The following is a 21,436-nucleotide window of genomic DNA, read 5'->3' on the forward strand; positions in this document are numbered from 1 at the left end:
TTATTTGGTTTTTATTTGGTTTATTTTCTCAAACGATGCGTTAATTCCTTTAATAAGCGACGAGCTTAAACCTTGGTGTTCCATTTCGTTTAAGCCTTCAATAGTACAGCCGCTAGGTGTTGTAACACGATCTATTTCTTCCTCTGGGTGTTTGCCAGATTCTTTTAATAACGTAGCCGCCCCAAAACAAGTTTGCATAGCAAGTTCATGCGCTTCATGAGCCTCAAATCCTAACTGAATAGCGCCTTGTGTCGTAGCGCGAATTAAACGCATCCAAAAGGCAATTCCGCTAGCACAAATAACTGTTGCTGCCTGTAATTGTTCCTCCGGAATTATCATAGATCGCCCCATACAATCAAAAATAGTTTTTGCTAATTCTACTTTAGCCTTAGCCATGTCATTTACCGAAATACAGGTCATAGATTGCCCCACAGAAGCCGCCGTATTTGGCATAGCGCGAACAACAAAACGATCTTTACCTACAATATCTTCAATTCTTGAAATTGCAAAACCAGTTATAACCGAAATAATAACATGATTTTTATTAAGTAACGGTTTTAAATCCTTTAAAATAGCCTCAAAATGACGCGGTTGAACCGCAAAAATTAAAATATCGGCATTTTTAACAGCTAAAGCATTATCCGAAGTAAGCTCAACCTTATCAAACTCCTCAAACCCTTTAATAGAGCTTATATTTCTCTTCGTTAAATACAACGTTGTTAAAGCATTTGTCGTTACCAATCCTTTTGCAATAGACTGTCCTAAACTTCCTGCTCCTATAATTGCTACTTTCATATTAACTCTTTTATCGCACCCTTCAATAAGGGAATCTATTTAATTTATAATGGCGTTACCACAAGGGTCGGGCTTTACGCTGCAAGTCCTCGCACCTCCTTCGTCGGGCTATGGGCTTTCCACTGCAATCCCTAACGCAGAAAAACCTCGTAGGCATTAACGCAAACTTTTACTCTACTCTTCCTTTTACTGAATCTAAATCAACTCCCTAAAAATAAGTTGCCTTTAAACCTAAACCTAAAGCTTCTTCTAATCCAAACATTAAATTCATGTTCTGTACTGCTTGTCCAGAAGCACCTTTTAATAAGTTATCAATTACACTAGTAATTAATAATTTCCCGTTGTGTTTATGTACATGAACCAAACATTTATTGGTGTTTACAACTTGTTTCATGTGTAAAAAATCATCAGCTACAAAGGTAAATTTAACATCTGCATAAAATGCTTCGTATAACGCTTTTGCATCCTCTACTGTACCTTCGTAATCGGTATAAATAGTAGCAAAAATACCTCTAGAAAAATTACCTCTATTTGGCATAAAAATAATTTCGGAATTAAAGCTAGATTGCAATTGATTAACCGATTGGTTTATTTCTCCTAAATGCTGATGCGTAAACGGCTTGTAATACGAAAAGTTATTATCTCGCCACGTATAATGTGTAGTTGCAGATAATGACGTTCCTGCACCCGTAGCACCTGTAACAGCATTAATATGCACATCGTTACCAAGTAAACCAGCATCTGCCAATGGCAACAAACCTAATTGAATAGCCGTAGCAAAACACCCTGGATTTGCAATATAATTAGCACTTACAATTGCATCTTTATTTAACTCTGGTAAGCCATAAACAAATGTTTTTCCATTAAAAACCTTATCGGCTTCTAACCTAAAATCGTTACCTAAATCAATAATTTTTGTGTTTTTAGAAAACGTATTAGCCTCTAAAAACTTAACAGAATTTCCATGACCTAAGCATAAAAACAAAACATCAACATTTGGGTTTACGGTATCTGTAAATTTTAAATCTAAAGTCCCAACTAAATCCTGATGTATTTTGCTAATCTTATTGCCAGCGTTACTTGTACTAAACACAAAATCAATTTCGGTTTCTGGGTGGTTAATTAGCAACCTAATTAACTCACCTGCTGTATAACCAGCACCACCAATAATTCCTGCTTTAATTTTTTTCATTTTTTATACTTCTTTTAGACCTAAACGCTTAAAAAAACTGACGGTCTTTTTGGAAATTTATTTCTCTTTTGAGACCTACAAGGTTTTATGAGTTTACTTGTCTGTAAATTTTATTTTGATTCCCAATAATTTTGATGAATCCTTTTGCATCCTCTGCAGTCCACGCTTTATTTTCTTCGCCATAAGTACTAAACTTACTAGACATTAAATCATGATCTGAAACAATACCATCTAAAGAAAAGTGGTAAGGTTTTAAAGTCACTACAACATTACCAGAAACCATTTTTTGAGAACTTTGTAAAAAGGCTTCTGTATCGCGCATAACAGGATCTAAATATTGACCTTCATGTAAATGCATGCCGTAAAAACTAGACAGATAATCTTTGTGCTGTAATTGCCATTTTGTTAAGGTGTGCTTCTCTAACAAATGGTGCGCCTTTACTGTAATTAAAGCAGCAGCAGCTTCAAAACCAACACGTCCTTTAGTTCCAACAATAGTATCGCCAACATGAATATCTCTACCAATAGCGTAAGCCGAAGCTATGTTATTTAGCTTTTCTATATTAACTTCCGGAGCATTTTCTTCGCCATTTAACGCTACAAACTCACCATTTTTAAAGGTTAGCGTTACTTTTTCTTCACCTTCTTTTTCTAATTGCGATGGGTAAGCCTCGCTTGGTAAAGGTTTTTCAGACTTTAAAGTCTCTACACCGCCAACACTAGTTCCCCAAAGGCCTTTATTAACCGAGTATTTAGATTTTTCCCAAGGCATATCAATACCTTCAGATTTTAAATAATCTATCTCCTCTTGTCTTGTTAATTTTTGGTCTCTAATTGGCGTAATAATTTTAATGTTTGGCGCTAAGGTTTGAAAAATCATATCAAAACGTACTTGATCGTTTCCGGCTCCTGTACTACCATGAGCAATATATTCGGCATCAATACTTTTAGCATATTCAATAATTTCAATAGCTTGAATAATACGTTCGGCACTAACAGACAATGGGTAGGTACCGTTTTTTAATACGTTTCCAAAAATTAAATACTTTACTACTTTTTGGTAAAATGTAGCTACGGCATCAATATTTTTATAAGTTGAAACGCCCATTTTATAAGCGTTACTTTCAATATGCTTAATTTCTTCAGTTGTAAAACCACCTGTATTTACACTTACAGCATGTACATCATACTCTTTTGATAAACTTACTGCGCAATACGATGTATCTAAACCTCCACTATATGCTATTACTAATTTTTTCATTTTATTATTTTGTATAACTTATTCTATAATTTAAATTTGTTTTAAATGTCCTATTTCAGACTTAAAACATTCATTAACATAATACTTGAAATTTAACTCGTCCCTTAATTTCCCCAGTTTTTCTAGCTCCTCAACCAAGCCCGCAGACATTTTAGCTAAGGTAACATGAGTCATCCCTATTAACTCATTATAATGATGCACTTTAGGAGTTTGTGCTACCGAAATTAAAAAAGAATTAGAAAACAACTCGGTCATTCTAGACATTAATAACAACCCAAGGTTATAATTTCGACAGTCGCGATCTACCCACAACGAGGTACGTTCGTAAACAGAATGCCCTTTTACCTGGTGCTCATGAACAAAAATATGACCATAAATTCTATCATCTTTCTTCAATATAAAACAGCCATTTTCAGCACGCGTTCTTAGCATGTCTACATCTACATAATATAATGTAGAGAGCTCTTTTGAGCGTTCTGAAATTAATTCTAACGTTTTATTAGAAAGTTTATAAACGAGCTTTATCTCTATGTCTTCATTAAAACAATAGGCTTCAGCTTTCTCTATAACACTTATAATATCTGTATCCAATATAGTATCCATTTTACAACCCCTTCAAGGTATATTTTTATTTCTTTCAAAATCAAAAAAAATGACCTTAAAACAATCGATTAGTTTAAGTATTTATAGTTAAATAATTACTTAAAAAATCTATTCCAAAAAAAATAACGAAACTTCGAAAGCAAATAGCTTTCTTAAACTGAATAGCCCCTAGGGGCGAGTTAAAGGAAAACGCACAACAGTTGCTTTAGTATTTGCTACTAAAACAGAAGAGATAAGAGATATGTTGTTTCCTGTTTTCACTGAATAACTACCTTAACTATTAACTCTAAATCGTCGGCGTGAGCCCCTTTCGTTAATATAAGGCGCAAAATTACAACTAATTATGGATTACACAACATTAAATATAAAAAATAGAGCAAATTTATATTTAATATTGTGCAATTATATTAATCTAGCATTTTTGCCATCAAAAACATCCATATATTTAATATTTCTTAAAAATTTAAAAGCGTCTATTTAGGCAAAACAAATGGTCTTAAAGATGTTTTTTCAGCAGTAGGAAAATCTTCAGGCAATTCCGTTTGGGTTACCTTATTTGTTGCTGCCCATTCTACACCTCTTTTTAATAGGGTAATAAAGCCAACACACTCAAAAGATGTGGTATCGTGCCCCAAAGGTGTATGAAAAACTCTTCCTTTACCATATTTTACTACCAAAGCAACTGGTTCTTTTTGTTCCAACTCTGGTTTTTTCTTAGTAGAGACTGCGGTTGCTAAAATGGCTACATTTTTTGCAGGCCCTCTTAAAAAAGCATAACATTCGTCTGGTGCATGCATCCATACCTTAGGCATGCCTTTTGTAATAGGATGTTCTGTATCAAAAATAGTTATAGGAAAAGCTTCTCTTTTACCATGCGTTCCTCCTTTTCCGGGACTATAATCTCTTTTAACTTTGTTATCCTTATCCACATACAAATAGGGGCCGTCTTTTTCGGTTCTTCCGCCCCAACCGCCAATGGCAATCATTTCGTTATAAGCTGCCCATTCCGGAAAGCTATTATCGGCTGCATGTACACTTACAAAACCACCTCCTTTTTCTATGTATTTTTCAAAAGCAAGCTTAGTTTTTTCTGGCCATGAAGCGGCACGCCAACCAAAATTAGAAATAACCACATCGTACTTTGAAAATTTAGGACTAAAATCTGGGTCGGTTTTTGGCTTACCCTCAATCCCTTCGGGTACATTGGCATACCCTAACCAACTTTTGTTTTCTTCACTATTATTTAAATATTTTGTTCGGGCGATATCTACCGTAAACAAGCCCGTTTCTTCAAGATACTGCTTCATCATTATAGTCGATTTTGGCCATACCGTATGGTTATTTTGTCCGTCTACAATCAGCACTTTTATTTTCCCCTTAATGGGGTTGCTTGCATAGCCTGTTGTTAAAAAACAAAGACTTATTAGTAATACAACAATACGATTTATCATAATTTTATTTTTTTATAATTCTCTTACCCAAATATTTCTATAGCTTACACCGCTATTATCGCGGTGATCTTGCAGTTTTATTGGCGCTTTGCCGTGCGGTTTATTTCTAGGCCAACCAATAAACTCGGTAGTACCTTTAATTTCATAGTGGTCTTGAATTAACACGCCATTATGCAATACCGTAATGGTACCTGATTCTATTTTAGTACCAGCGCTATCAAACTTAGGCGCATGGTAAATAATATCATAAACATTCCATTGTCCTGTTTTTGAAGACGCTTTAGCCAACGGAATACCTTGCTTGTAAATAGATCCTACTTGACCATTTACATAAGTGCCATTATCGTTATTATCTAAAACTTGCACCTCATATCTGTTTTGCAAAAACACACCGCTATTTGAGCGATGTTGTCCGTTGCCTCGTATCTCTTCTGAAGATTTCCATTCTATATGAAGCTGAATATCGCGAAAATTACGCTTGGTCTGTATATCGCCAGTCTTGTTTTTAACCGTCATACTTTTATCTGGGTTTAAAACCCAAGTTACCTGCGAAGCATCAACGGAAGACACCCACTCATCAAAATTTTCACCATTAAAAAGCACAATAGCATCCGATGGAATTTTAGTCTCCTCGTTTACACGAACAACTTTAGGCTTAGGCTCCCAAACCTCAGTATCTGTTGGCTTTTTTGGTTCCGTAAACCCTTCAACAGATTCCTCTTTTTCATTAGAATCCACAGGAACAATCTTGCTACTACAAGACACAAACACCAAGGCTATTAAAAATATAAAGACTTTATGCATTAAATACCTAAGATGCTTTTTAAATAATCTTCATCAATTTCGCCTCCAGCAAAATCATCAAAACTACGTTGGGCAGCTTCAATAATATGCTTTTGAATAAATGGTGCACCTTCGCGAGCACCTTGATCGGACGATTTTATACAACATTCCCATTCCATAACCGCCCAAACATCGCAATTGTATTTAGTAAGTTTTGTGAAAATGCCTTTAAAATCTACTTGACCGTCACCTAAAGAACGGAATCGACCTGCACGATCTTTCCAATCTGAAAAACCACCATAAACCCCTTGTTTTCCCGAAGGATTAAACTCGGCATCCTTAACGTGAAACGATTTAATACGCTCATGATAATAATCTATAAACGTTAAATAATCCAATTGCTGCAGCACAAAATGACTAGGATCGTAAAGGATATTAGCGCGATTATGATTCCCTGTAGCTTCTAAAAACCGCTCGAACGATACACCATCGTGTAAATCTTCTCCCGGATGAAGTTCATAACACACATCGACACCTTGCTCATCAAAATGATTTAAAATTGGTGTCCAACGTTTTGCTAGTTCTCCAAATCCCATGTCTACCAAACCTTGCGGGCGTTGTGGCCATGGGTACACCGTGTGCCACAATAAAGCTCCCGAAAATGTTGCGTGCGACTTTAATCCCAAGCGTCCGCTAGCGGTTCCAGATTTTTTAACAAAATCGATAGCCCATTCTGTTCTAGCCTTAGGATTTCCGCGCACGTGCTCTGGTGCAAAACCATCAAACATAGCATCGTAAGCCGGATTAACAGCTACCAATTGCCCTTGTAAATGCGTAGATAATTCTGTTATTTCTAAACCATACGAATTTACTTTTCCTTTAAGCTCATCGCAATACGTTTGGCTTTCCGCGGCCTTTTCGATATCAATTAAACTCGATTCCCATGTTGGTATCTGTATACCTTTATACCCTAAATCGGCAGCCCATTTACACATCCCATCCAAACTATTAAATGGTGCTTCACTTCCTGCAAACTGAGCTAAAAAAACTGCTGGTCCTTTTATTGTTTTCATAATTATTATATTTTTTTTGGCGTTACCACAAGGGTCGGGCTTTCTGTTTCAAGTCCTCGCACCTCCTGCGTCGGGCTGTGGGCTTTACACTACAATCCCTAACGCGGTACCCGCCAACACTTATTTTTCAAATTAATTTAGTTTTGTCCAAGCGGCATTGTTTTTATCACTTTCAACCGAGGCATAGATAAATTGCATACCACGAACACCATCTTTTACGGTTGGGTAATCTGGCTTTGCAATAGTTTCACCATTTAAAACCGCCATTAAATGCGTTGCAAAGTTTTTATAAATGGTTGCAAATGCTTCCAAATAGCCTTCTGGATGTCCCGCAGGAATTCTAGAAACACTTAAAGCTTCATCGTACAAATCGTTTCCATTAGGTGTAAATATTTTTACAGGCTTATCTAACCAATGTGTTATCAATTGGTTTGGATTTTCCTGATGCCATTCCAAACTCCCTTTATCACCATAAACTCTTATAGCCAAATCATTTTCTTCACCTAAAGCAATTTGCGAAAAAGACATGGTTCCCTTCGCTCCATTTTCCATACGCAACAATAAATTACCATCGTCATCTAAAGTTCTACCTTCGCCAAATACACCTAAATCGGCAGCTAATTCTTTAATTTTTAGTCCCGAAATATATTCTACCAAATTTTCGGCATGTGTACCAATATCACCTAAAGCACCACCTATTCCAGAACGTTTAGGATCTACACGCCACGAGGCTTGTTTTTGCCCTGTTTTTTCAACCGCTGTAGATAACCAACCTTGTAAATATTGCACTTGTATTTTTCTAATATTACCCAAATCGCCTTTAGCCACCATAGCTCTAGCCTGTTTTACTAATGGGTGTCCTGTGTAATTATGAGTTAAAGCAAATAACTTTCCGCTGTTTTCTACTAGTTGTTCTAGAGCGATTGCTTCATCCAAAGTTAAGGTCATAGGCTTATCACTTACCACATGAAAACCATGTTCCAAAGCCATTTTTGCAGGAGGAAAATGCATGTAATTAGGCGTAACAATAGACACAAAATCCATTCGAACACCTTCAGGCAATTCCTTTTCCTTTAAAATCATTTCCTCAAAGCTCCCGTAACATCTATCTTCAGGAAGATATAATGCTTTTCCTGAAGCTATTGATTTTTCGGCATTACTACTAAATGCACCACAAACCAACTCTATCATGCCGTCAATTGAAGCTGCTTTTCTGTGCACATCACCAATGAATGATCCGGTACCTCCACCAATCATTCCCATTCTTAATTTTCTAGCCATATTTTAAATTTGATTCAATTTTTCTCTCTTTTTCATGTAAACATTTAAACCAATAAAAGCCACAATAAGAATTGCTGGCAGTATCGACATGGTTCTTAAAGCTTCAACAGCATTAGCATCGTCCATAAGTTTTCCCATAACAGGAAGCACTAAAGACACCGAAAACATTCCTGCACCACCCATAATAGAAAGACCTAAAGCTCCTGTTTCTGGCAAATATTCGGCCACAAACCCCAACATGGTTGGCCAAAAGAATGTTACGCCTACTGCAAAAACGGCTGCTGCTACAAAGGTCATTCCGCCACTGGTAATGGTTAACAACCACAACCCTATAAAGGTAAATATTGCCGAATACAACAGCATTCCTGATGGTTTCAACTTATGTACTACCTGACCCGCAAACAAGCGCCCTAAAGCCATAATACCGTTAATAAATGCCAACACCAATAAAGGAACCGCTACCGATTCTTTTAAAAGGGATTCTATACGTTGTGTGGTTCCTAACTCGGATGCTGCCGTTAAAAACATGCATAATACCATAAATATAAACAAGGGTTTACCAACACTAGAAAACATTTTTTTATTACTAATACCCATTTGAACACGCTCTGTAACCGGGAATTGTTGTCCGAAAAACAGAATAGCATAAGCAAACAAAGGCACAAATAGTGTAGCCACCATGATTTGCCAACTTAAGCCCATAACATCCATAACTAACCATCCTACTATAGAGCCAATAACGATTCCTCCTGGAAACCAAACATGAAAACGGTTTAGCATTTTAGTTTTTTGATTGCTATACATGGAGGCCACCATTGGGTTTAATGCTGCTTCAACCATACCGTTACCAATACCAACAAATAAGGTTGCCAAAAACAAGGAGGTCATTGAGTCGGCCATAATAGTCCAAACAATACCTATAGCATGTGTTATAAAAGCGATCCAAGTAATTTTTTTAATTCCTAAAAAATCGACCATCGGACCACCAAAAATCATAGCCAAGGTAAACCCGAAAAAAGCGGGTGTAAATGCATAACCAATTTGCTCTAGTGTTAGTCCTACGCCTTCTGGCCCAAAAACGGTTTCTAATCTTGCTCGAATTGCAAAAGTCATTGCAGTTGTAATTAAAGCAAGGCAACTCCCAAGAAAGAGTCTTCCTTTGTTAATGTTTTCCATCTTAAAATATTTAGTTTAGTGAGTGTAGAACTTACTATATAATATTTTAAAAGAATATTATACCTAGTGAAAATAGGCATAAGAAATTAAAACAATGTGTATAATTATTCAATGAAAGATTTTAAACACTTTCCATCTCTGAAACAGCTTGCGCTACGCGGTAACTATTTGGCGAACATTTTTCATGTTTTTTAAATACCGTTGCGAAATATTGACTCGTAGTAAATCCGGACATATAGGCTACCTCCGAGATAGACAATTCACTCTGCTCTAGCAGTAATTTTTTAGCTAATTCTAACCTTTTCATGGTTAAATAACGCATAGGCGTAACATTTGTTAAACGCTTACAATGGTGCGTAAACCTTGTAACACCAACACCTGCCGATTCTGCCATAAGCTCGACAGTCCAGTTTTCGGAAAGATTGTTACCCAATTCATCCAAAAAATATTTTACACTCCTAGAACTATCTGTTAAGGATTCGTTTAGAACAATATCATCGGTATTTAATAAATCTAATAATAGAATTAATAGGTAGTTTATTAGCAGTCTGATTTTTGATGCGTTACTACCAGAATCATCTGTATTAACAGCTTTATATATTCTTGTAAAACAATCTCTAATTTTTTGATCGGTTTTCCATACCGATTTTTCGTTTTGCCTAAGAATGGTGGTTAAACGATCTAAATCTGATGGGGTTAAGGTTATCCAATCTGGCCAAACCCAATCTTGATGTGGCCTACGCACACCCAAATCGATTATTACCCAATAGAATTTCCCCATCCCAACATGCGGATTTCCTACTTTATGAGCTTCCCACGGCCGCGTAATTGTTAAATGATTTGGCGCCAGTATAACTTCCTTGTTTTCTTGGGCATAAGGCATACTACCCGACTCTAAAAAATGAAACTCAATACCTTCATTTCTATGCCAATCTAAACCCCAATCTTGAGGCACACTAGCATCCCAATAACCAATACTATTAAGCCCTATGGTGTTATCATCTAAGCGATCTCCAGGATATGTGTGTCTCGCTAAGGCTTTAAATTTTAATTTTTTTCTGTTGAAAGCATCCAGTAAAGGCACACAAGTATCGGCATGATACACGATACCATCACCTTTAAACGGTTCTATTTTAACCTTATTTACTTTCACTGAAATTATTTAAACAATTCTATTGCAAATTAGTTAATTAAACAGTGACAAACAAGCTATACTATTCTCACAATTCTACCCAAGAAAAAAAACAACTTTAAACGTTTACTTTTTCAACTGAAACAATAACGCAGCGAGTGCCATACTTAAACCTATAAACTCCCTTGAACCTTCTAAATATGCTTTTTCATAAACCATTTCTCCAAAAATCTCAGATTTATTATCCGTTTGAAACCATTCTAACAACAAACTAAAATGCATTGCCGCATAAACCACTAAGCCTATACAAATTAAAACAATTACCAATTTAGGAACAACCATATAATTAGAAACTAACGCGATAATGGCTACAATTAAATAAATTAAAAACCACAGTACTGGGTCTGGGTCATTTAACTGAAGTACAGCAAAAATGACAAACAAACCACAAAGTATAAAATTGATTATTTTTTTTACTCTTGAGGATTGTGCCTTTATCATAGTGTGTTTAGCCTAAATATTATTGATCAAAAATAGATAATCTAAAATTAAATCACCATTTTCTTACCAAACTTACCATCTTTAATATTTAAAATATTTCAGTCACTTATAACAAACATTAATGAGGTTATATTTTTATAAATTTGCTTTCACCTTAAAAAACTAAACAACCAACAATAGCTACCCTAAGACAAATTATGAATCATTTTAAACTTATTATTTACATTTTAATAGCAACCAACACATTTTTTATTTCTGCTCAAAACGCTATAAACGGAAGCATAAAAGACACAAATAATCAACCTGTTGCAGGCGCAAATATCATGCTTAATACGGTACCAAATAAATTTAGCACTACAGATTTAGCTGGTAATTTCACCTTACCAAATATTCCTGATGGGAGCTACACTTTAACCATATCTCATATAGGTTTTAAAACCATTAACGACCAAATAACGGTTAATTCAAATAGCACAGATTTCAACTTTACCCTAAATACAGATATATTAAATCTGCATACAGTGGTTGTTACAGGTAATTTCTCCCCTAAAACTCAGCTTGAGTCTAGCACATCTGTAACCACATTAAACGCAACATCTATTAAACAGGTATATCCACAAGGCACTGCTAATTTGCTTCAAAACATCCCAGGAACATTTACCGATGCTTCGGCGGGCGAGGTTTTTACTAGAGTTTATACCCGAGGTGTTTCGGCTGCTGCCGAAGACGACATGGGATGGTATTACGTATCGTTACAAGAAGATGGTTTACCTGTTAGTTTAGTGCAACATTCGTACTACGGACCAGATTTGTTTCATCGTGTAGATTTAACAACATCTATAGTAGAAGCTTTACGTGGTGGAAGCGCTTCTATAACCGCAATGAATGCTCCAGGTGGTGTTTATAATTTTATTTCTAAAACGACTACTGAAAAATTAAATGGTGAAATACAATTACAAAATGGTGTTCAAGGAGAAGGCAACCCGTTTCACCGTGCCGATGCTGTTTTAGGTGGAGGTTTTGGAAACAACTGGTTTTTTAACGCTGGCGGGCATTACCGCCATAACGATGGCGCACGAAACACCGATTTTACCTTTAGTAAAGGCGGACAATTTAAGTTTGATATTAAAAAGGAAAACTCGCGAGGCTATTTTAAATTATATGGTAAATATTTAATCGATTACACCAATAGGTACAATGGTGTAGCCGCAACAAATTGGAACAACCCAAAAGCAGCCTTTGGTCAAAATTTTAACTCAACCGCCTTATTAATGCCTGAGTTTAATGCCGCTATTCCAGATGGGAGAAATTTAAACAACACTAATGGCTTTAACCCCGCCAATGGTGTTCACGCTAAAGATTTAGCCTTTGGCTTTGATTTGTTTCAAAACCTAGGTAATAATTGGTCTGTTAAAAACAACATGAAATTCTCTACCAAAAACGCTAACTGGCAAACATCTATTAGCAATGCATTTGTGTCCATAAGCGATCCAACGGTTTATTATTTGGTAAGTAATGGTAATCCATTTCCAGTTGGGCAAATCGTTTTTAACGACGCTAACTCTGGAAATGAAGTAGCTAGAATCGATAACAGCGGTATTTTTAGTGGCAACCCTTCTGAATATTTAACCGACGGCAGATTACCAAACGACGCCGTTATGGGAACCTCAACATGGTACAAGGATAATGATGCCGACGAGTTTATGCAGCAATTAACCCTAAGAAAAGAATGGGATAATCATGATTTAAATTTTGGCTTTGCTACTGGTTTTTCAAACACATCGGTATTCACACAAGGTAGTTTTGCATTTTCAACTTACGAAAACAACCCGAAAATGCTACAAGTAACTTTAGAAAACCCTGGAGATCCTGTAGTAGCGTTATCTGATGCCTTTGGTATTAGTAATTACGGTGGTTTATTTTTTACCAATAGTCGTGCTAAAATTAGCCAGATTGCAACATTTGCAAACGACCGCTGGAAACTATCTGATAAACTTAACCTAGATTTAGGCTTACGTTTTGAGTCGATAACACACAAAGGAAGTAACGACCGCTCTGCCCCTTTTACGCAAGATGGCGGTTTGGATGGAGATGAAACCACCGCTTACGACAACAACATTTTAGCACCAACTGGCCAGCGCGATAATTTTAAGTACAATTATAATTATGTATCGTACTCTGTGGGTTTAAATTATAAATTAACTGATGATGCATCCTTATTTGGTCGTTTATCACAAGGAAATAAGGCGCCTGAATTAAATTACTATTTTAATAACTTTGCAAATGTTCCAATCAATAAAGCGGGAGAAATTCAAAACATTAATCAAGTTGAAATTGGTTTAAAATCGGCAGTAAAAAGCTTTTCATTTACTAGTACTTTGTTCTGGAGTGAATTAAAAAATATTGGAGTCTCTAATTTTGAATTTGATGACGAATCTAGCAGTATATTTTATACACCAATTCAATTTAATAGCTCACGAACATTTGGGTTAGAATGGGAAACCAGTTATAACCCCATTTCATACTTAACATTTCGTTTTAACGGTATCCTACAAGACCCTAAAGCTACAAACTGGAACGTATATGACGCAGCAGGAACAGTTGATATAAGTGACGATAGCACAACCGACTATTCTGGAAACACCTTAGCCTATAACCCTAAATTAATGTTTAATGTAGCCGCCGAATTTTCGAAAGACAAAGTGTCTTCATTTTTAAAGTGGAAATATACAGGCAAGCGCGAGGGTAATATTGCTAATGCGTTTCAATTAGATGCTTATAGCGTTTTTGATGCAGGACTTGGTTATAAAATAAGTAAGCGCATAAGTGCCAATTTACTAGTTTCAAATCTTTTTAATTCTGATGGACTTGCAAACTTTTTTGGAGCTAACACTTTTGGAGCTAATGCCAATGGGGTAACTACAGAGTATATAAACGAAAATCCAGATGCTAGCTTTATTGTAGTTCCTATTTTACCTCGATCTGCTTTACTCCAATTAAATTATAAATTTTAATAACCATATTTGGCATACAAATGACCATATGAACAACGTGTAAAAACTAAAAGCCAATACATTTACGCAAAACATAAAAAACCAACTTTATCTAACCAAATAAGCATATGAAAAACAAACTCCTTTTTCTTTTTGCTATTTCGTTGATAATTTCTTGCGAAAAAGAAGAAACAAAACTGCTAGAAACTGTTAACGAAAAAGAAGAAACACTTAATACATTACCGTTTACTAATATTGAGTTAGAAGACTTATCAGATTTTAGACCAACTACTAAAAACTGGCAAATAGCCGGAAGTGTAGTTGCTAATAGAAGTAAAGAAAAAACACTTATACCAGATGAGGGCAAAGGCATTTTAATAAACAAAAACGACCAAGAGCAAAATAAACATATATTTTCCAATTTCGAACATGGTGATATTGAGTTAGAACTTGATGTTATGATGCCCATAAAATCTAATTCTGGTATTTATTTTCAAAGTAGATATGAAATTCAGTTATTTGATAGTTGGGGTGTAGAACATGCTAAACACAACGACATTGGAGGTGTTTATCAACGATGGAACAAAGATGCTAAAAAAGGAAAAGAAGGTTACGAAGGACATTCGCCTTTAGTAAATGCTGCCAAGGCCCCTGGTTTATGGCAACATTTAAAAATTATTTTTCATGCACCAAAGTTTAATGAAAAAGGCGAAAAAATTAAAAACGCTTGGTTTGAAGAAGTTAGGTTAAATAATATTTTAATTCAGAAAAACGTAGAGGTTACGGGATCTACTCGTGCTAGCGCTGCAAAAGAAGAAGTGCCTTATGCGCCATTAATGATTCAGGGCGATCATGGACCTGTTGCTTTTAAAAATATAAAATATAAACTTTATGAAGACAAAAAAATTGGCATCGAAAAATCTGAGCTTAAAATTTACGATAATTCTAAAAAGCTTTCTGTTTTAAAAAACATAGAAGATCTTAAACTTCTTGAAACACATGCAACAGACTCTATTTCTCCTTTAATGAGGATTGATGTAAGAGATCAAAAAGTACTAAGTTACTCAGGGAAGCTAGACATACCAACATCTGGCGACTATTTATTTGAAGCTGCGGTTAATGGCGGTACGTACTTAATCATTGAGAATGATACTGTAATGAAAATGAATGGCGACTTTGATATGAATACTACACAGTTTAATAAAGTCCATTTAAAAAAAGGCCAAGTTACTTACAACCTAGTATATAACAAACCCATAATATGGCGCCGTGGTTTCGACTTTTTTGTTGAAGGACCAAAAATGCAACGTTATTCATTATTAAAAACAGGAACTACAACTTTAAGCAAGAACAACCCAATAAAGCCAATTACCTTAAACGTGACAGAAAAGCCACTTACACAACGTAGTTTTTTAAACCACAAAGGTGTTAAACGCTCGCATTGTATATCGGTTGGATTAGTTGAAAAACTGAATTATAGTTTAGATTTAGAAACAGGCACTTTACTCCATGTTTGGAGTGGTGATTTCTTAGATGCTACACAGATGTGGCACTCTCGAGGGGAACATCAACGCGGAGAACCTATGGGCTTTCCCATTTCATTGCATGGCGATTTAGATTTCGCTTCATTAAATTCTAAGAATGACGCATGGCCAAAAGCCTTAAGTAACAACCAAACATTTAAACAAATTGGTTATGAATTTAAAAATGAAGGTTTACCCGTGTTTTCATTCGAAATAAATGGAAATGAAATATCACACAACTTTAAAGCCTCTGCAAAAGCAAAAAGAGGTATCGATCGAGTAATTACTTCTGAATCAAAATCTTCAATGTGGCATAAAATTGCAGATGGAGAAAGCATAAAAGTATTAGAAAATAACACGTTTATTATAAACAACGAAAGCTATTATATTGTTTTCCCAGATGGAGAAACTCATAAACCAATTATTAGAGACAACAATGGAAAAAATGAATTACTTATAGAAATTCCTAAAGGACATTCAACTATTAATTATACTATAATCTGGTAAACTAAAACTTAAAAACATGAAGATTATCAATAAAACAATAGTAATAATAGCTGTCCTTGTAGTAAATCAATTTGGATTTTCTCAAAAAGATAAAATATTAAATTCGGCTCAAGCCATAAAAGAAGCTGAGTATTATAAAATTGTAGACGTCCCAATACCTAATGATATCAAATTAGAAGTTGGAGGTTTAGCATTAACAGATAAAAACCAACTGGGTGTTTCTACCAGAAGAGGTGAAGTTTGGCTTGTTAACAATCCATATAGCAAAACACCAGTATTTAACAGATTTGCACATGGTATGCACGAAACGCTAGGTTTAGCATATAAAGACAATGGTTTTTATTTAGCACAACGTGGTGAATTAACAAGACTTGAAGATAAAGATAATGATGGCGTAGCCGATTTATACAAAACGGTTTACTCATGGCCACTTTCCGGGAATTATCATGAATATTCATATGGTCCAAAGTTTGACAAAAACGGCGACATGATATTAACGCTAAACGTATCATGGTACAAAGGCGGAAAAAGTTTTGCTAAATGGAGAGGCTGGCTTGTAAAGGTTACTACAGAAGGAGAATTCACACCTCTAGCTGCTGGACTTAGGTCTCCAGCTGGGTTTGCAATTAATGATAATAACGATATTTTCTATACAGAAAACCAAGGTGACTGGGTAGGCTCTGGACGTATGTCGCATTTAGAAATAGGTGATTTTGCAGGACATGCAGAAAGTTTAAAATGGACAGACGAACCAAACTCACCATTAAAATTAAAACCAGAGGATATTGAAAAACAATCTGGACTTTCAATGTATGATTATGCTAAAAAAGAAAAGGCATTAAAATCTGCCGCAATTTGGTTTCCGCACACCATATTAGGTATATCAACCTCAGATATTTTAAACGACACTACTAATGGTAAATTTGGTCCGTTTGAAGGCCAACAATTTGTAGGAGATCAAGGGCATAGTAAAATTATGCGTGTTTACATGGAAAAGGTAAATGGTGTATACCAAGGCGCTGCTTTTGGTTTTGTTGAAGGTTTTTCTTCTGGAGTTTTAAGGATGATTTGGGGTAAAGACAACAATATGTTTGTTGGTATGACGAGTCGTGGTTGGGCATCTACAGGAAAAAAAGCCTATGGATTACAACGTTTAGTTTGGAGCGGTAAAACACCTTTTGAAATTAAAACGATGAAAGCGCTTGATGACGGTTTTGAATTTGAATTCACCAAGCCTATCAACAAAAAATTAGCTAAAGATCTTTCGAACTATAAGATGTCTACGTTTACATACAAATATCATGATACTTACGGTAGCCCAATTGTAGATCAACAAAAATCTATGGTTCATAAAGCTGAAATTTCCGCTGATGGGTTGAAAGTAAAATTAACGATTCACGGCATGCGTTTAGGTTTTATTCATCAAATAGAAATGCCTAAACTAAAATCTGCATCTGGAGAATTATTATTACACAATACGGGCTATTACACTTTAAACCAAGTACCTGGTGGAGAATTAAAATCGCCACAAATGCATATAGCTAAAACGTCTAACAAAAAGGTAGACCAACCTAAGCGAGTTAATACCATGCCGTCTTCATGGGGAGAACATGGAGCAGATGAAAAAGTGGTTATTGGTACAATTCCTGGATTAAAATATGATACAGAAGAAATCATTATAAACCGAAATAGCAAAATACAACTTACCCTGAATAATAATGACGACATGATACACAATGTGGTTATCACCAAACCAGGTAAAGAAACACCACTTAAAATTGGAGAAATGGCTCTTAACCTTGGGTTAGATGGTCCAGATTTAAATTATGTTCCGTTTAGCGACTTAGTTTTATTTCATTCAGGGACTGTTGGACCTGAAAGTAACGAAACTATTTACTTTACATCTCCTAGTGAACCCGGTGAGTACTGGATCGTTTGTACATTCCCCGGTCATTCATTTACTATGAGGACTAAGTTGATTGTAAAATAAATCCCAAAAAAAAGCGAATCTAATTTAAAACTAGATTCGCTTTTTCTTTATTACTTAGTCTTAACTATTTCTTTTTCCTCTTATCCTCTTCTTTTTTAAGCTCTTCTAGAGTCCAATAATCCTCTCTATCTTTAGATTGTGCTCTGGCATTTCTAACCACTTTTTTATGAACACCATCCTCATCATTCATTGATCTTACATAACTAAGCACATTTGCAATCCATTCGTCGCTATTATCCTTTAAAGGCATCATAATACCATATTCCTTACCTTCAATAGGGCCAATTAATCCATTTAATAAAATTTTACTAAGTGTACCCTTGTCTCCTTTTACCCTTTCGCTACCTATTAAACTTGGCGCTATAAGCTTACCGTCTTCGGTTGGCACCCCTTTTAAATCTGCACCATGACAGGTAATACATAATTGCTTGTAGGCATCATAACCTTTAACTATACTTTTTATTGAGCCTAGGTCTCTTCCTGCAATTCGCGATTTTAATTGATCTAACTGAGAGTCATCCTTCTTTAAGCTTTCTACAACGGCATGCGAGATAATCTCATGGCTTTCATATTTTGAATTAATAGCATTAAGCAATTCTGTTGCCTTTTTATCTTTACTAAAACGTAAACTTAAAGCCAATTGATTTACAACATTTACATCGGTATCGGTAATTAATTGCTCTAAATCTTGAAGCATATCTGCGTCACCGTCCTTTAGGAAATTTTCACTTAACCTAATAGCAGTAAGTCTAACACGGTAATCTTCATCTTTTAATTTTTCTTTTATTAAGTTTTTATCAATATTACCCAACCCTTCAAGCGTCCAAAGCGCAGTTACACGTTCTAATCCAAAATCTTTATCGCTATTAAACAAACCATCTAAAAACGAAGTGTTATCTCTAGCTATAGCTTGTAATTCTGGAATTACCGATTCATCACCTCTTAAAACGATTAACTTTTGAGCTGTGTTTCGGTACCATCCGTTTCTATGGCCTAAATACTCAATTAAATCTGAGGCTTTCTTTCCTATTAAATTTGGTTTTTTATCTAACTCGATATCCTCATGTACAATTCTGTAAATCCTACCTTTTCCAATATTTTTATCTAAATTCTTTCGAAGAATTACAGGTCTTAAAAAACTCCCTTTTTTGGTCCAGTTACTTTCCTGAATAATACCGCGGTACATATCTACTATATAAAGTGCACCATCTGGACCTGTTTTAGCTTGTAATGGCCTAAAATTTAAATCTGTAGAAGCCATAAACTCCGCATTATCATAGGCACTATAAAGTACCTTTTTACCATTTTCATTTTTTATTTTCGCTCTACGAATCAATCTACCTACAGGCTCAGGAATAAAAAGATCGCCATATAAACTTGACGGTAATTTATGCCCTCTATAAATTTCTTGTCCTGCCACCCCTGTAAAATGGTTAAGTGTACCATCTTCACGCAATCTTTTTGGACCACCTTGAACATCTGGCGTACCTACAACTGGCCATGGCTCCATAAAACCTTTTGCAAGTCTACCTTTTGCATTAAACTCGCCGTATACTGGTGGTTGTTGAAAACCAAAAGCAGGGTCTTCGGCACCAGCAGATGAGTAATACATATTTCCTAAATCGTCTTGAGTAAGTCCCCACTGCCCTTTACTTGGCATATTATCTAAAGAATCTATTTCTACTTTACCATTGCTTTTAAATTTAAATCGAATAGGATTATATGTAGTATATGTCCAGTTATCTAAATTCCAAATTAATCCACTTTGTTGGTGCTCTAAATTTCCACCACGGCGGTTTGGATTATAATAAATGCGTTCTTTTTTATCTGCTACACCATCGCCATCTGTATCTTTATAGCTCCACAAATCGTATGAAAACGTCTCATTAACTATCAATTCATTCTCCAGTGGTAAAATCATTCTTGGTAATAGTAAGCTATCTATAAAAACAGTGCTTTTATCCATTTTACCATCGCCATCTAAATCTTCAAGCATTTTAATTTTACTAATATTTCTATTCGTACCGCTACCATTAACATCTTGCATATACGTATTCATTTCTGCCACATACATACGTCCATTGCCATCCCATGCTATGGCTACGGGTTCGTCAATCATGGGTTCGCTAGCAACAAGCTCCACTTTATAACCTTCGGGCAAATAAAATGTTTTCATACTTTCTTCTGGAGAAAGAAATGCCGAAGAGGCCTCTTTTACAATTTCTGGTTTTTCATAAATTTTATCGACATACTCTTTCTTTCCGCAACCGAAAAGAGATAATAAAACGACTAGAAGTGTAAAAACATTTTTAATTTTCATGGTATAGGTTTATTTTAATTGTAAAAATGAATAAGAATTATTTTAGTAAAATGTAAAACTACTAGGAGTCGCAGAAGTTTACGATAAATTATTGCTCCAATGCTATAACTAGTGTTTCAAAAGCCCAAAACATTGCTGAATAAACAAAACTACTGCGTAGAATAACGAATTATTCGCGTAGAAAAAAAGTCTTTTAATGGTGATTAACTAAAACGTTAAACACCATTAAAAGACTTTATAATATGATTTAAGAATTATTGCTAGATATTACTCAACAATTAATTTCCCTTTCATTAAAGCGTAATGCCCAGGGAAACTACATAGAAAATCGTAAGTACCAGCTTCGGGTGCATCAAACTCTACAACGGTTGTTTCGCCGGCACCAACAAGGTCCGTATGTGCTATAACATCTTTACCATTTTCAGGTATATAATTGGTAGCTTTTGCAGTTGCTGCTTTGTTTCCAAAGGCCATTACATCCACTCCTTTTTTTAATAAAACAAAATTGTGTCCCATAACATTTTTGTCCATTTTACCAATATGCTTTAATGTAATTTTCACTTTTTCGCCTGCCTTTACACGAATTTCCTTTTTATTAAATTGCATAGCATCATTACCGGTAATGGTTACATCGTTAGGGTTACTTTTAGTTTCCTTAACTACATCTGTTTTCTTTTCATATGAAAACCCTTCTTTCTTTTTTTCTTCTTTACCACCACAGGCTACTAATACCACACTAGAAAAGATAGCTACTAATAAATATTTAATTGATTTCATTTGATATAATTTTGTTTAAATTTAGTTTAACTGTATTACTACAACTTCAAATATAAGCATATAAAGGCTTAGTGTAGT

Annotated in this window: 16 protein-coding genes; 3 read left to right on the forward strand and 13 right to left on the reverse strand. The window is 35.3% G+C overall.

From position 1 onward, the window contains the following. From proC to HNQ90_RS10655, 11 genes are all read right to left on the reverse strand, one after another. Entirely contained in the window at window positions 1-795 is a 795-nt protein-coding gene (gene proC / locus HNQ90_RS10605) for a pyrroline-5-carboxylate reductase (protein WP_144115773.1), read from the reverse strand. 208 nt (window positions 796-1,003) lie between these two features. Beyond that, a complete protein-coding gene (argC, locus tag HNQ90_RS10610; RefSeq protein ID WP_144115774.1) occupies window positions 1,004-1,987 on the reverse strand; it encodes an N-acetyl-gamma-glutamyl-phosphate reductase in 984 nt (327 codons plus the stop codon). Between the two features lie 85 nt (window positions 1,988-2,072). Beyond that, window positions 2,073-3,248: an argininosuccinate synthase gene (locus tag HNQ90_RS10615; RefSeq protein ID WP_144115775.1), complete on the reverse strand. Its 1,176-nt coding sequence runs from the start codon at window positions 3,246-3,248 to the stop codon at window positions 2,073-2,075. 30 nt (window positions 3,249-3,278) lie between these two features. Next, on the reverse strand, window positions 3,279-3,851 hold the full coding sequence (locus HNQ90_RS10620) for a GNAT family N-acetyltransferase (RefSeq protein WP_144115776.1): 573 nt from the start codon (window positions 3,849-3,851) through the stop codon (window positions 3,279-3,281). 473 nt (window positions 3,852-4,324) lie between these two features. Continuing rightward, entirely contained in the window at window positions 4,325-5,302 is a 978-nt protein-coding gene (locus HNQ90_RS10625) for a ThuA domain-containing protein (protein WP_144115777.1), read from the reverse strand. Between the two features lie 12 nt (window positions 5,303-5,314). Next, a complete protein-coding gene (locus HNQ90_RS10630) occupies window positions 5,315-6,106 on the reverse strand; it encodes a 3-keto-disaccharide hydrolase (RefSeq protein ID WP_144115778.1) in 792 nt (263 codons plus the stop codon). Then, entirely contained in the window at window positions 6,106-7,158 is a 1,053-nt protein-coding gene (locus HNQ90_RS10635) for a sugar phosphate isomerase/epimerase family protein (RefSeq protein WP_144115779.1), read from the reverse strand. Before HNQ90_RS10635 ends, HNQ90_RS10630 begins: the two co-directional genes overlap by 1 nt. A gap of 132 nt (window positions 7,159-7,290) precedes the next feature. Continuing rightward, window positions 7,291-8,439: a Gfo/Idh/MocA family protein gene (locus tag HNQ90_RS10640; RefSeq protein ID WP_241678336.1), complete on the reverse strand. Its 1,149-nt coding sequence runs from the start codon at window positions 8,437-8,439 to the stop codon at window positions 7,291-7,293. Between the two features lie 3 nt (window positions 8,440-8,442). Continuing rightward, the gene (locus HNQ90_RS10645; protein WP_144115780.1) at window positions 8,443-9,615 is read right to left on the reverse strand and encodes an MFS transporter; all 1,173 of its coding nucleotides are present in this window, start codon (window positions 9,613-9,615) and stop codon (window positions 8,443-8,445) included. A gap of 121 nt (window positions 9,616-9,736) precedes the next feature. Then, entirely contained in the window at window positions 9,737-10,768 is a 1,032-nt protein-coding gene (locus HNQ90_RS18100; RefSeq protein ID WP_144115781.1) for a helix-turn-helix transcriptional regulator, read from the reverse strand. A gap of 105 nt (window positions 10,769-10,873) precedes the next feature. Beyond that, complete coding sequence (locus HNQ90_RS10655; protein ID WP_144115782.1) at window positions 10,874-11,248, reverse strand: transmembrane 220 family protein; 375 nt, start codon at window positions 11,246-11,248, stop codon at window positions 10,874-10,876. 197 nt (window positions 11,249-11,445) lie between these two features. Here HNQ90_RS10655 and HNQ90_RS10660 point away from each other — a divergent pair, with 197 nt between their 5' ends. From HNQ90_RS10660 to HNQ90_RS10670, 3 genes are all read left to right on the forward strand, one after another. Next, a complete protein-coding gene (locus HNQ90_RS10660; protein WP_144115783.1) occupies window positions 11,446-14,262 on the forward strand; it encodes a TonB-dependent receptor in 2,817 nt (938 codons plus the stop codon). 107 nt (window positions 14,263-14,369) lie between these two features. Next, window positions 14,370-16,271: a 3-keto-disaccharide hydrolase gene (locus HNQ90_RS10665; RefSeq protein ID WP_144115784.1), complete on the forward strand. Its 1,902-nt coding sequence runs from the start codon at window positions 14,370-14,372 to the stop codon at window positions 16,269-16,271. A 16-nt stretch (window positions 16,272-16,287) separates the two neighbouring features. Beyond that, window positions 16,288-18,261, forward strand: a complete 1,974-nt coding sequence (locus tag HNQ90_RS10670) for a plastocyanin/azurin family copper-binding protein (protein WP_144115785.1) — start codon at window positions 16,288-16,290, stop codon at window positions 18,259-18,261. 64 nt (window positions 18,262-18,325) lie between these two features. On the opposite strand, the gene HNQ90_RS10675 is transcribed toward HNQ90_RS10670, so the two are convergent. Both HNQ90_RS10675 and azu read right to left on the reverse strand, forming a co-directional pair. Further along, window positions 18,326-20,581 (reverse strand): DUF7133 domain-containing protein, encoded by a 2,256-nt coding sequence (locus HNQ90_RS10675; RefSeq protein ID WP_144115786.1) that lies wholly within the window; start codon window positions 20,579-20,581, stop codon window positions 18,326-18,328. Window positions 20,582-20,848: 267 nt separating this feature from the next. Continuing rightward, complete coding sequence (gene azu / locus HNQ90_RS10680) at window positions 20,849-21,358, reverse strand: azurin (protein ID WP_092851006.1); 510 nt, start codon at window positions 21,356-21,358, stop codon at window positions 20,849-20,851. Between the last annotated feature and the right edge of the window lie 78 nt (window positions 21,359-21,436).

The organism is Algibacter amylolyticus (genome assembly GCF_014202225.1).
Taxonomy (GTDB): Bacteria; Bacteroidota; Bacteroidia; order Flavobacteriales; family Flavobacteriaceae; genus Algibacter_B; species Algibacter_B amylolyticus.

Bases quoted from the DNA above. Each gene is read 5' to 3' on its own strand.
- proC (WP_144115773.1), bottom strand. From the start codon at position 795: ATGAAAGTAGCAATTATAGGAGCAGGAAGTTTAGGACAGTCTATTGCA.
- argC (WP_144115774.1), bottom strand. From the start codon at position 1,987: ATGAAAAAAATTAAAGCAGGAATTATTGGTGGTGCTGGTTATACAGCA.
- HNQ90_RS10615 (WP_144115775.1), bottom strand. From the start codon at position 3,248: ATGAAAAAATTAGTAATAGCATATAGTGGAGGTTTAGATACATCGTAT.
- HNQ90_RS10620 (WP_144115776.1), bottom strand. From the start codon at position 3,851: ATGGATACTATATTGGATACAGATATTATAAGTGTTATAGAGAAAGCT.
- HNQ90_RS10625 (WP_144115777.1), bottom strand. From the start codon at position 5,302: ATGATAAATCGTATTGTTGTATTACTAATAAGTCTTTGTTTTTTAACA.
- HNQ90_RS10630 (WP_144115778.1), bottom strand. From the start codon at position 6,106: ATGCATAAAGTCTTTATATTTTTAATAGCCTTGGTGTTTGTGTCTTGT.
- HNQ90_RS10635 (WP_144115779.1), bottom strand. From the start codon at position 7,158: ATGAAAACAATAAAAGGACCAGCAGTTTTTTTAGCTCAGTTTGCAGGA.
- HNQ90_RS10640 (WP_241678336.1), bottom strand. From the start codon at position 8,439: ATGGCTAGAAAATTAAGAATGGGAATGATTGGTGGAGGTACCGGATCA.
- HNQ90_RS10645 (WP_144115780.1), bottom strand. From the start codon at position 9,615: ATGGAAAACATTAACAAAGGAAGACTCTTTCTTGGGAGTTGCCTTGCT.
- HNQ90_RS10655 (WP_144115782.1), bottom strand. From the start codon at position 11,248: ATGATAAAGGCACAATCCTCAAGAGTAAAAAAAATAATCAATTTTATA.
- HNQ90_RS10660 (WP_144115783.1), top strand. From the start codon at position 11,446: ATGAATCATTTTAAACTTATTATTTACATTTTAATAGCAACCAACACA.
- HNQ90_RS10665 (WP_144115784.1), top strand. From the start codon at position 14,370: ATGAAAAACAAACTCCTTTTTCTTTTTGCTATTTCGTTGATAATTTCT.
- HNQ90_RS10670 (WP_144115785.1), top strand. From the start codon at position 16,288: ATGAAGATTATCAATAAAACAATAGTAATAATAGCTGTCCTTGTAGTA.
- HNQ90_RS10675 (WP_144115786.1), bottom strand. From the start codon at position 20,581: ATGAAAATTAAAAATGTTTTTACACTTCTAGTCGTTTTATTATCTCTT.
- azu (WP_092851006.1), bottom strand. From the start codon at position 21,358: ATGAAATCAATTAAATATTTATTAGTAGCTATCTTTTCTAGTGTGGTA.